Consider the following 11,643-nt stretch of genomic DNA (forward strand, 5'->3'; position numbering starts at 1 on the left):
AATGTTCCTATTAAGAAGCCTCGTCAAATTGACGGGGCTTTTGTTTTTTCAACAGGCGGTTCGGACGATGACTATTGATTAGAGTGGGTGCGACTAGTTTCGAAAAACTTACAAGATGATCGAGCCTCCACCCTAACCAAAAAACCACTATATCTCCCTCTTACTACATAACAAAACCCGCCAAGATTGACGGGTTTCCCTACTGTCATCTAAATCAGTTCGCCTCTACAAACGATACAAGCGATTGCAAAGCGGTTTCTTCGTCATTTCCCTCTGTAATCAATGTGAAAGTCGTACCTGCTCCGAGCGCTAAACTCATTAAGCCCATGATACTTTTTGCGTTTACCTTTTTACCGTCTTTTTCGATAAATACGTCTGATTGGAAACGTGTTGCTTCTTGTACAAATAGGGCAGCAGGTCGTGCCTGCAATCCCGTCTTCAAGTTAATTTGTACATTTTGTTGTTTCATCTAACATCCCCCTTTTTCAAATAGACTAGCTATATTTATTTTATACATTAATTCGCATTTTTATTTTGGTTGGAGTGACTTAATTCTCGATCATTTCCCCTTTTCGTAGTTTTTCAGCGATTTGATCAATTTTACGTAGGCGATGATTGATACCCGATTTACTAATGTTGCTTCCTGACACCATTTCGCCAAGTTCTTTTAACGTGACATCTTGGTACGCAACACGTAACTCAGCGATTTCACGAAGTTTCTCTGGCAGAATGCTCAATCCAGCATGTCGTTCAATAAAACGGATGTTCTCTACCTGACGAAGTGCGGCACCAATGGTTTTATTTAAATTGGCAGTTTCACAGTTGACAAGTCGGTTCACTGAATTTCGCATGTCTCGCACGATCCGGACATCTTCAAACCGCAGTAACGCTTGATGTGCACCGATCAAACTGAAAAAACTCGTAATTTTTTCAGCTTCTTTTAAATAAGCAATGAAGCCTTTTTTACGTTCGAGCGTTTTACTGTTTAAGTTGAATGTATTCATAAGCTTTGAAAGAGATTCGTTGTGTTCTTCATACATCGTGAAAATCTCCAAATGATAAGAAGATGTTTCAGGGTTGTTAACAGAGCCACCTGCTAAAAATGCTCCACGTAAATAAGCGCGTTGACAACATTTTTTCCCTAAGACAGATGGGGCAATCTCATGGTTTAGAGAGAAGCCTTCACCTAAAATTTTTAAATCTTCAAGAATTTCTCTTGCACGCTCTACGACACGTACAATATAGACGTTATTTTTCTTCAATCTCATTTTTTTTCGAACGAGAAGCTCAACTTGTATGTTGTAATTTTTTTTAACAAGTGTGTAAATTCTTCTTGCGATCGCTGCGTTTTCGGTTTGGATATTGACGACAAGCAGGCGATTAGAGAAGGAAAGAGATCCATTCATTCGGATAAGGGCTGACAGCTCTGCTTTTGCACAGCAGGCATTTGATTCAATTTGTGTCAGCTCTTTTTTGGTCTCTGATGCAAATGACATCTCTCACACCAACCTTTCCTAAAACTTTCTATATTAAACGAGTTAAAATCGTTTTTCTGCCATTAGCTTAGTGATGATTTTTGCCACGCGATCTGTATCGTGTCGGATGAGGCCATTGTGGTAAGAGATAATTTTATCATATACAACTTGAAGGCCGAGCCCCTGAAGACGATCGACATCAAATTGTACAGGTTCAGCCATTTCTCTATCATAAATGGATTTTAACTCCACTGGAATTTCTTCATTGTTCACTAATACATAATCAACAAATCGTTCCCCCATATGATCGTATAAGGCATCAATATGATCAGCAGCCGTGTAATGGAGCGTTTCACCTGCTTGTGTCATCAAGTTGCAAATATACACTTTAGGTGACTTGCTGTTTAACACAGCTTGACCGATTTCTTTTACGAGTAAATTCGGTAAAATACTCGTGTAAAGGGAACCAGGTCCGATGATAATCATGTCCGCTTCTTGTATGGCTTCGACTGCTTGAGGCAACGCCTTCACGTGTTTAGGTGACAGGAACACTCGACTGATCTTTTTCCCCGAGAACGGGATTTTCGATTCCCCTTTAATAATTGTTCCATCTTCCATTTCAGCTGATAAAAAAAGGCTTTGATTCGCGGATGGTAGTACTTCTCCGCGAACATTTAATACCTTGCTCATTTCCTGTACGCCATGAGCAAAATCTCCCGTAATGGACGTCATCGCCGCGATAATTAGATTTCCTAGTGCATGACCACTCAATTCATTTTTACTGGCAAAACGGTACTGAAACATTTCTTCAATAAGCGGCTCCACATCCGATAAGGCAGCAAGCACGTTTCGAATGTCGCCCGGTGGTGGAATGTTCAAATCCTCTCGAATGCGCCCAGAACTTCCTCCGTCATCTGCTACTGTCACAACGGCGGTTAAGTCAAGAGGATGATTTTTTAAACCTCTTAGAAGGACAGATAAACCTGTCCCGCCTCCGATCACAACCACTTTTCCTTTGGTGTCGTACTTAGTGGTCAACTCGTCTTTCCTTTTCGCTTCTCAATATCACGGTGTGTCACCCGTGTTTGATAGTCTTTTGCAAAGGAACGGGCAATTTCCTCTGTTAGGGCTACTGATCGGTGTTGGCCACCTGTACAACCGATCGCTACCACAAGTTGGCTTTTCCCCTCACGTTTGTATTGGGGTAGCATAAACGCAAGTAAGTCCAATGTTTTCTCTAAAAACTTTTGTGTTTCCGTCCATTTCATCACATACGTTGACACTTCTTCATCCAAACCTGTTTGGGGTCTCATATGCTCAATGTAATGAGGGTTTGGCAGAAATCGGACATCAAAAACTAAATCTGCATCAATCGGAATCCCATGTTTAAAGCCAAATGACATTACATTTACTGTGAATAAGGACTGTTTATTCGCTGAGAATTCAGCTAGAATTTTTTCGCGAAGCTCACGCGGCTTCAATTTTGAGGTATTGTAAATGGTTTGTGAACGTCCTTTTAACTCCTCGAGCAACAAGCGTTCCTGTTTTATGCCATCAAGCGGTAAACCTGCTGGAGCAAGTGGATGGGAGCGGCGTGTTTCCTTATAGCGACGAACGAGCGCTTCATCATCTGCATCTAAATAAAGAATGCGAGGTGTCACATGATCTGATTCAAACTGATCAAGTGCTTTGAAAAGAAAATCGAAAAACTCGCGTCCTCTTAAATCCATCACAAGCGCAACTCGATTCATTTTATTACTAGATTCCTTCATCAATTCCAAAAACTTTGGCATTAACGTTGGCGGCAGGTTGTCCACACAGAAAAAACCAAGATCTTCAAAGCTCTGTACAGCAACGGTTTTTCCCGCTCCCGACATGCCAGTGATGATAACTAATTCAACATCGTTAACTGTCGTCATGAATAAATCCCCCTTGTAACAGTGATTAACTTGGATCCAATCGATACGATAACAAGTCAAAATCAGGTGTATATGTAAATGTTCCATACATTACACCTTGTCCATGAACAACATACTCTAAAATGTGCCGGTCACCTTCTGCCATTTCTAGCGACGGAATTGCTTCTACTGGCTGCCATTTTAAAATCCCTTCAGGTGATTCTTCCATTTCTACACCATCAGCATCTGTAGCTAAAAAAGTGAACATCATCCATTCTGACACAACTTCATTTCCATCTTTAATAATAAATGTGAAAATCCCTTTGATCTCAGGGTTTTTAACATAAATTCCTGTTTCTTCACGGTATTCACGAATACATGCATCTCGAACGGATTCTCCTGGCTCCATTTTGCCACCAGGTGCTACCCACCAATCACGACGTGGCTTTTGGAGTAATAATGCTTGCTGGTCCTTTATATATACGCAATTCGTTATGCGTTGCATCTTATCACCTACTCTATTTCGCTCATTTACTTTATTATACATGCTTTTTTTCCAGCGAACAAATAGAGAGAGACTGAATATAGTTGTATTTTTATTCTCATTGATTGGACTTCATGAATAATATGTGAGGTTCTTAACAAAAAAATGGCATGGACCAAGTCTGTCTGTATTCTTACTGTTCTCAATTAGTATACAACATTAAGCCTGTTATAAAAGCGTTTGTATAAGTTTTTGGCTAAGAAGGTTGCAGAAACAAACCATTCCGTAAAAATTAACTTCTCCCTGTCCCTAAAGTATAATTGTAAATAAAAACCAAGTGGAAAATGCACCTTTATTCAGGTCTTGTCTTTTTGGCCAAAATACCGGAAAATATATTTTCTGATTATTCTATTAAAATTTATGCAACACTAGTGTTATTTTATCAATAAAAGATGAAACGAAACATAATCTATTGAAACACATAAAAAAAGCTCGCCCCGTAGGGTAATCTTCTCTTCGATAGGTTTTAGACAACGGAAAAGCCAGTCATCTCTTGCAATTAGAAAGAGATAGATCAGGCTCTTGAAATAAAAACGCTGAACGTAATGGTTAGTTGTTGGGACTAAACCTGACCAACATTTCTACCATTTTTCTTTAGTCACAAATACGTAACCACCCCTACTGGTTTGGTTGACTTCAGGCAGCTAACGAAAATAAATAAAATAGGTATTGCAAAACAAAGGAGAGTCTAGTATTCATTGATAGTGATAATAGAGAGATATTTGTAAAAGTGTCTGAAACCGTTGATATTAATCTCTTCCTTGGACTTTTTGTGGTATACCCGGGTATACCACAAAAATAGGATGAGCAACGTAACTAAACATTAGCTGCCCTGTAGTGACCCTCTCAAGTGGGCAGGAATTAAAAAGAAAAGTAAGTAGCCTGAGTTCTAGAGTCATAAGGGCTCAGGTTATTTTTTTTCGTATTTTTCATGTTGGGCTGGAAACCGTGATTTTGAAGAAGATAAATAAATGGTTGATGAAACCAGCTATTTTCCCACTATGGATCACACCACTTACCTAAGAAACTGTTGACCTTTTCCAGTGACTTTCGTTGTTTGTACTTACGTGACCGTCAAAGTGAGTAATTGCTGTTTCCTTAACTTCAAAAAATTTCAATTCCATCGCTCGTTGAGTCGGACTGTTGTAATTTGATCCTTGCGTTGATCAAATATCCTCCGTCTCACCATTCCTTGAACAATCTTTTCTTCCTGTGTTGTATCATTTTGTTTTGGCTAACTCTCCATCAAGATACAGGTGAGAAACATTCACGGCATCAGCGAAAGCAACTTTCGGTCTGTCTCGAACAATTAAGGCTAGCAATTAACTCTTATTTGTATATTCTAACGCTCGCTTCATTACCATTTCTGGCTGTTCTATATCTTTTCGAGATGAAATGAATATGGAAATAATGATCCGGATGGTCTATCTGAAGATTGTTAACGCATTTTCCCAATGCAAGGTTTGACAAATGTACGAGGAGTTACTAAATTGGGTTTACTGTACATGCTGCTATCTTATAAGAAGTGAAGGAAGACAATGAAACATGCGAAACTAAGAGGGGAAATCTACTCTCAGTTTGATATTTTTCGTATGTCTCGAAAAACATGACGTATGAAAATTTTTAAAAATCTTTATATCCTACTCGTTTCATAAAGGTGAAATCGTTAACTTACGTTTCAACATTATCATCTGATGTGTCTAAGTCAATAACCATAATTTGGAATGGTAAATTACTTTCAACAAGTAGTTTTTTTTCATCATTTTCACTTGTAACTACGATATTATCAACTACGATAAATCCTGTTAATAATACTCCACCATTTACACCTGAAGACTTCGGAATCTGTGTAGTTTCAATATGGTTATTGACATTGACCTCTTTGATATTAATAGAATATTCTTTAGTCATAATTGAAATCCTCCTCAATAAATGTAATCACACAATAAAAGTATATGTAATAAGTTTATTGAATTTTCACAGAAATATAAAAAAATCTTCTCACTAAAAAGAAGACAGTGTTTAGACTGTCTTTTTACTTAGGGATTTCATTATGCTTCATATAGACTTGTTTCAAAAACCTTCAAACGTTTTTAAATTTGCAACAATTTGATTACCTACATGGTGGTGGCAGTATTTTATCTTTTCTAAATTCTGCAATCACGACTTGAACTGGAAGGATCTTCTCTATATACCATTTTTGATCATCATGGTCTTTTTCACAGTGGCAAAGTTCCTTAGAACATCTTATACTTAAACATTTTTCAAAATCAAACATTTGAGTTAAAGCAAAACCGCTATTAAGTCTAAACTTATCGTCTCCAATGATGACATCCTCGCGAATGCTGTCACAAGGAATAGGTGTACATTCAGAGTGTGAAGTTATCTCAGTTTCACCAAAGAAACAGTCACAAAATTCCCCAAAATGGTCATTCAATTTTTTAGTCAACAATTTTCACTCCTTTTTTTATTATTGTTAATTCTTTTTTTGTGAAATCCCTCTATTAGATTATGCAACCAAAGAAAAAATTGAGTAGTTGTTTTACTTGAAAATAGTACTCAATTAATAAAAAAGGCTATAAAAATCTTAGAAAAGCCACTCAAAAAATCCTTCTTCCTCTCCCTGGCTGATTTTCTCTTTACGCTTCTGATTTCGATTAAATTCTGTAATTCTGTAATCACTAATTGAACTGGAAGGATCTTTTCATATACCATTTTTGATCATCATGATCTTTCTTCTTACAGTCACAAGGTTCCCCCTTAGACCTAGAACATCTTATACTTAAACATTTTTCAAAATCAAACACTTGAGTTAAAGTAAAACCGCTATTAAGTCTAAACTTATCGTTGACACTGGTGTCACCATCTTAATTGGAAAGCGCACCTCGGTCACAAAGAATAGGAGCACATTCAGAATGTGAAGTTATCTCAGTTTCACCAAAGAAACAAGAACAAAGTTGTTTCGGTACTTCAAAATGATGATCGGTCATTCAATTTTCAATCCTTTCTTTTTAGTTCCATTGCTACACAGACCCTTCTTTAAGTAGATTGGGATACGTATCCAGAGTAAATGCTGACTAGAGCAGTAGCAGAAGGAATTTAAGGAGTGGATACGTACGTCTGATTTACACGGGCCCTATAATTTTTAAATTCATAGGATTCCTTTTTTATGTCTACAGTTAGGTTATCTGGCTCATATATTAAAGTGCGTAATTGGCCATCTCTAATCTCCTCAGGGATATAAACGAATAACGCCCCACCTCGTTGACCTAACAGTCCTCACACAAACCATCTGGATCACTGGTTCCACATTTATTTTCATCGAACGTATTGTTATCATCCGCAGGTGGATTCGCTTGGATATCATTACCCGCATTATTAAACGCGCAGTTGGAACGGACACAGTTATCTGTTGTGTTGGGCTCTAACCAAATACCCACGTTCTCGTTGTCTTTAACGATGTTATTGTCGATCAAGTTGTTGGAAGCTCCTTCTTCCTCACCTGATTCTAATCGAATCCCTCCTGTTTTATTGCCTTCAACCAAGTTATTGATGATATTGTTTCCATTATCATCAAGATCTAATTCAATTCCTACACCATTTTTGAAAACTTTATTCCCATAAAGGGTAGTCTCGCCAACTACATCGATACCCTTACCCATAGTTTCACAAATCGTATTTTCAAATGTTAGATTCCCAATACCAGAACCATCGATACCCTCTTCGCCATTCTTGATAACTAGATTATGCAAAAGCACATCAAAGTCTCCTGGGAAAATACCAAACCCATTCCCCTCAGCTAGGCATTTAAAATATAGCGTATGACTCCCCCCAGCGCTAGCGAGACCATCGGATACGTTTTCAACAGCCTGACATTTGATGAGATAGTTGTTATTGCCGTTGATTTGAACACCCTGATCCTGATTGCCACTTGCAACGCACTTCAATATGAAATTGCGGTGACCATCCTCAGTTACAAAAAAACCATCAGACTGATTATCCTTTGACTCCACTTGACGAATGATGTTGGCATCAGACTCAATACGTATGCCGTCACTACCGAACTTTTGTACCGTCAGGCATTCAATCGTCGTTTGATCAGATCCCAAAGGAATAACAATACCATCCGTAAACGTTGCCACTCCGTCGATAATCGTCTTTCCTATCCCTGCACCAATAATCCTTAAACGAGGGATCGGTATAGGATTCATTGGGTCCGTCGTGTTAGCAACCACAAACCCCGCAAACGTCCCAGTCTCAATTCTAATCGTGTCACAAGGTTCAGCCGCGTTAATGGCACATTGAATAGATTCTCCTGGTTTTACTGTAATAACCGACTTAACTTCGCAACAGTCCTCACACAGATTATCTGGATCACTGTACCCACATTTATTTTCATCAAAGGTATTATTCACATTCGCCGGTGGATTCGCTTGGATATCACTGCACGCATTACCAAATGCACAGTTGGAGCGCACGCAGTTGCCGGTTGTGTCGGATTGTAATAAGATGCCGTCACCCTCGTTTTCTTTAACAATGTTGTTGTCGATAAGATTGTTTGAAGCTCCAGTTCCCAGAGTGATAAGGTTTAACTTATTGCGTACCCTTGGTAATAAACTCCTCGTAGCTGGATCTGACTCTAACCGAATCCCGTCTATTTTATTTCGTTGAACGCAGTTGTTGACAACATTGTTTCTGTTAGCAAAGGATTCTAATCTAATCCCTGGCCCTGTACCATTGTCACAAACGTGATTTCCGTAGATAATGCCATCACACTCCTCTACTAGGATGCCATTATCCTTGTTCTCACAAACGACATTGTCAAATACTAGTGCTCCATCTTCATCAAGTTCAATACCCTCGGTCCCATTATTGATAGTTTTATTACACAGCAGTAAATCGAAGTCTCCAACTTCAAATCCATCACTTCCATTGCCTTTGGCTAGGCAATTAAAATATAACGTATGAGTTCCACCTTCGTCACTTTCAAACCCCTCGTCCATGTTGTCAATCGCTCGACATTCAATGAGATAGTTGTTATTTCCATCGATAGCAAATCCATCATCCTGATTCCCACTAGCGACACACTTAAGTACTAAATTTCGTTCCCCCTCAATGTTAAAACCACCACTTCCCCCATTACCTTTCGCCTCCACCTGACGAATGATGTTAGCGTTAGATACACTCACAAGGCCATTTCCAGCACTAAAATTCTGTACCGTCAAGCATTCAATCGTCGTTTGATCAGACCCTGAAGGAAGGGCAATCCCATCCGTCGTTGATCCTACTCCGTCGATAATCGTTTTCCCTATCCCGGCACCTATAATTTTCAAACGAGGAATAGGTATAGGTTCTTCCCCTGTCGTGTTAGCAACCACAAATCCCGCAAACGTGCCAGCTTCAATCCTAATCGTGTCAGGAACCTTAGCCCCATTAATAGCGTTTTGGATAGATTCTCCATTCTTCACTATAAAAACAGTCAAAACCTTCATCTCCTTTATCATTATTTTATGAACATTACTCGATAAGGTTCTGGTGCAAAAACATTAAGTTCCATGCTAGTAATCTCTAAAGCTTGGACATACTGATAAGATGATTACAATTCAACAGTCGGCTTTTGAATTTCCAATTAAATTAACACAGGCCGAAATTCAAATCGTTGTCGAAGCAGATATTCCACTTGAGCCACCCGCATTCGAAATTAAACGAGTGGGAAAAGATATATTCCTAACGCAATGTAAACTTGTATCTGTAGAATTTCAGGAGGACGAAAAAAAAGCTTACGATTTGTAACAAGAGGAAAATTATTTGTAGAAAGATTTATTCGTAAAAATATCGAATATGCTACAGATAAATGTAATACAGCGGTTCGTGATAAAACTGCTGATGTTCCATTTTTTGGTTTTGTAGAATCTTCAGAAAGTAGTTGCCGATTTATTAAACCGAAAGATGGGTACTAGATGGAGAGACTGTGGTGGGAGGTAATGGTATAACGATTGATAACACTTCCGGCGTAGTGGTGCATAATTTTAGAATTCAAAAATTTAGTGGTAATGGCATTTTATTAGAAGGTTCAGATAGTAACGTGATGAAAGGGAATAAGTTTAATGAGAATAATACTGATTGTATTCTCTTAATCCGTTCAGTTAGCAACATGATCATAGGGAATGTCGCTAATGAGAATGTGGATGATGGTATACAATTAATCCAACTCTCTAACAACAACATAATTAGAGGAAATACCGCTAATGATCATGATGGGGATGGTATTACCTTCTCTGCAGATTCTGAAGAAAATGATGTTTTCTTTAATCGTGCGCTTGATAATGGGGACGGGGGTGGTTTTACTGATATCAACGATCAAGATACCAACAATTTCAAAGGGAATAAATGTGATACTAGTAACCCCCCAGTCGGGATTTGTAATTGATCACTCTTAGTATCCTGTGGGGTGCTTTTGTTGTGTCGGGAATGATAACAAAAAAAAGACGCCTATACACGTTGGTGTATAAGCGTTTGTTAGGTATGGACATCAGTGGGTTGGTAAATAACCACATCCGAGTCAGTCCATGCCACCAAGTAATGTATTCTAAAGGGGGTCAATTACTTATAATATCTACTATACCTTTTTATTGTTGCATCACTGTTACAACTGAGTAACGATTGCATAAATTTTTTTATCTATACTCTACCTCATTACTCATAGTCATTGACGACTAACTTTTAATGATTCCATCAATTCTTCTACGTAATGTTGAACGGATTGTGCCGCGATGCTTCCATCACCTGTTGCAGTGACGATTTGACGAAGCGTTTTGTCCCTCACATCTCCAGCAGCAAAAATCCCTGGTACGTTCGTTTGCATCATGCTATCAGTCTCGATATAGCCTTGATCGTTTAAAATTCCAAGTGATTCAAAAGGCTTTGTCAATGGTACCATTCCGATATAAATAAATGCACCATCCGCAGCGAATTTACTTTCGGTGCCATCTTCTGTAGAGACGAGTGTAACTGAACCTACTTTTCCATTCTCTTCATTGATTTCTTTGATCGTGTTATTCCAAATAAAATCAATTTTATCGTTGTCAAATGCACGCTGTTGCAAAATTTGTTGTGCACGAAGCTTATCACGGCGGTGTATGATTGTCACTTTGTTGGCAAAACGAGTTAGATATACACCTTCTTCAACAGCAGAGTCTCCTCCACCTACAACAACAAGGTCTTTGCCTTTAAAAAATGCACCATCACAAACTGCGCAATATGATACGCCACGTCCACCAAGCTCTTTTTCACCTGGAACCCCAAGCTTTTTGTACTCTGCACCAGTGGTCAAAATGATCGAACGAGTCTTATACTCTTTTGAACCCGCTTTAATCGTTTTAAATTCTTTTCCGTCAACAATACTTTTCACATCACCGTACGCATATTCCGCACCGAATTTTTTTGCGTGATCGAACATTTTATTTGAAAGATCTGGTCCTAAAATATGGTCAAATCCTGGGTAGTTTTCAACATCTTCTGTATTTGCCATTTGTCCGCCAGGTACGCCACGCTCTAACATAAGCGTTGACAAATTACCACGTGACGTATAAACAGCAGCTGTCATCCCTGCAGGACCAGCGCCAATAATAATCACATCATAAATTTTTTCTTCCGTCATGAAAATACACTCCTTTATCCTCTTAAAAGTGGTTTCCACTTCACCCTCATTTATCGTAAAGGATGA

Annotated in this window: 11 protein-coding genes and 1 pseudogene; 2 read left to right on the plus strand and 10 right to left on the minus strand. The window is 38.6% G+C overall.

Annotation, left to right across the window (positions count from 1 at the left end; translation table 11 throughout):
• Nucleotides 1-214: 214 nt before the first annotated feature.
• The 9 genes and pseudogenes from AB1471_RS09875 to AB1471_RS09915 form a co-directional block, all read right to left on the minus strand.
• Nucleotides 215-469: an HPr family phosphocarrier protein gene (locus AB1471_RS09875; protein WP_367779592.1), complete on the minus strand. Its 255-nt coding sequence runs from the start codon at nucleotides 467-469 to the stop codon at nucleotides 215-217.
• Between the two features lie 79 nt (nucleotides 470-548).
• Nucleotides 549-1,496 carry a DNA-binding protein WhiA gene (gene whiA / locus AB1471_RS09880; protein WP_367779593.1) on the minus strand — a complete coding sequence of 316 codons (948 nt, stop codon included), beginning with the start codon at nucleotides 1,494-1,496 and terminating at the stop codon, nucleotides 549-551.
• 42 nt (nucleotides 1,497-1,538) lie between these two features.
• Complete coding sequence (locus AB1471_RS09885; protein WP_367779594.1) at nucleotides 1,539-2,513, minus strand: gluconeogenesis factor YvcK family protein; 975 nt, start codon at nucleotides 2,511-2,513, stop codon at nucleotides 1,539-1,541.
• Nucleotides 2,510-3,394 (minus strand): RNase adapter RapZ, encoded by an 885-nt coding sequence (rapZ, locus tag AB1471_RS09890; RefSeq protein WP_367779595.1) that lies wholly within the window; start codon nucleotides 3,392-3,394, stop codon nucleotides 2,510-2,512. The genes AB1471_RS09885 and rapZ overlap by 4 nt, the downstream gene beginning before the upstream one ends.
• Nucleotides 3,395-3,419: 25 nt before the next feature.
• Nucleotides 3,420-3,878 (minus strand): NUDIX hydrolase, encoded by a 459-nt coding sequence (locus AB1471_RS09895; RefSeq protein ID WP_367779596.1) that lies wholly within the window; start codon nucleotides 3,876-3,878, stop codon nucleotides 3,420-3,422.
• A 1,058-nt stretch (nucleotides 3,879-4,936) separates the two neighbouring features.
• Nucleotides 4,937-5,065, minus strand: a pseudogene (locus AB1471_RS09900) (hypothetical protein); the annotation flags it as partial.
• Between the two features lie 523 nt (nucleotides 5,066-5,588).
• The gene (locus AB1471_RS09905; RefSeq protein ID WP_367779597.1) at nucleotides 5,589-5,828 is read right to left on the minus strand and encodes a hypothetical protein; all 240 of its coding nucleotides are present in this window, start codon (nucleotides 5,826-5,828) and stop codon (nucleotides 5,589-5,591) included.
• A 202-nt stretch (nucleotides 5,829-6,030) separates the two neighbouring features.
• Nucleotides 6,031-6,366 (minus strand): hypothetical protein, encoded by a 336-nt coding sequence (locus AB1471_RS09910; RefSeq protein WP_367779598.1) that lies wholly within the window; start codon nucleotides 6,364-6,366, stop codon nucleotides 6,031-6,033.
• 820 nt (nucleotides 6,367-7,186) lie between these two features.
• Nucleotides 7,187-9,400, minus strand: coding sequence for a right-handed parallel beta-helix repeat-containing protein (locus AB1471_RS09915; protein ID WP_367779599.1), 2,214 nt, complete (start codon nucleotides 9,398-9,400; stop codon nucleotides 7,187-7,189).
• 109 nt (nucleotides 9,401-9,509) lie between these two features.
• Between AB1471_RS09915 and AB1471_RS09920 the strand changes: the two genes are divergently transcribed.
• Together AB1471_RS09920 and AB1471_RS09925 are read left to right on the plus strand one after the other, a co-directional pair.
• A complete protein-coding gene (locus AB1471_RS09920) occupies nucleotides 9,510-9,710 on the plus strand; it encodes a DUF7852 domain-containing protein (protein WP_367779600.1) in 201 nt (66 codons plus the stop codon).
• Between the two features lie 181 nt (nucleotides 9,711-9,891).
• Nucleotides 9,892-10,347: a right-handed parallel beta-helix repeat-containing protein gene (locus AB1471_RS09925; protein WP_367779601.1), complete on the plus strand. Its 456-nt coding sequence runs from the start codon at nucleotides 9,892-9,894 to the stop codon at nucleotides 10,345-10,347.
• A 276-nt stretch (nucleotides 10,348-10,623) separates the two neighbouring features.
• On the opposite strand, the gene trxB is transcribed toward AB1471_RS09925, so the two are convergent.
• Complete coding sequence (trxB, locus tag AB1471_RS09930) at nucleotides 10,624-11,577, minus strand: thioredoxin-disulfide reductase (RefSeq protein WP_367779602.1); 954 nt, start codon at nucleotides 11,575-11,577, stop codon at nucleotides 10,624-10,626.
• Nucleotides 11,578-11,643 lie beyond the last annotated feature (66 nt).

This window comes from Jeotgalibacillus marinus (assembly GCF_040801915.1).
In the GTDB taxonomy this organism is placed as follows: domain Bacteria; phylum Bacillota; class Bacilli; order Bacillales; family Jeotgalibacillaceae; genus Jeotgalibacillus; species Jeotgalibacillus marinus.